The organism is Aquabacterium sp. A08 (assembly GCF_011742065.1).
In genome coordinates, this window is sequence record NZ_JAAQQT010000175.1 from 1 (window position 1) to 371 (window position 371).

Sequence of the window (371 nt, forward strand, 5' to 3'; positions counted from 1 at the left end):
AAAATGTGGGTGGCCCCGCCGACCAAGATGGACGAGAGCGAGCTGATCAAGGAAGGCCACTACGCCGCGTTCGGCACCGCCGGTGCCCGCACCGAGATGCCGGGCTGCTCGCTGTGCATGGGCAACCAGGCGCAGGTGCGCGAGGGCGCGACGGTGATCTCCACCTCGACCCGCAACTTCCCGAACCGCCTGGGCAAGAACACCAACGTGTTCCTGGGCTCGGCCGAACTGGCCGCCATCGCCTCCAAGCTGGGCAAGCTGCCCACCGTGGCCGAATACCACGAGGCCATGGGCATCGTGAACAAGGACGGCGCGTCGATCTACAAGTACCTGAACTTCGACCAGATCGAAGAGTACGCAGAGACCGCCAA

At 64.7% G+C, this 371-nt stretch carries 1 protein-coding gene; it reads left to right on the forward strand.

The features are described 5' to 3' along the window. Positions 1-371 (forward strand): aconitase family protein (locus tag HA630_RS00995; RefSeq protein ID WP_243855314.1); only part of this gene is annotated, 371 nt, incomplete at both ends.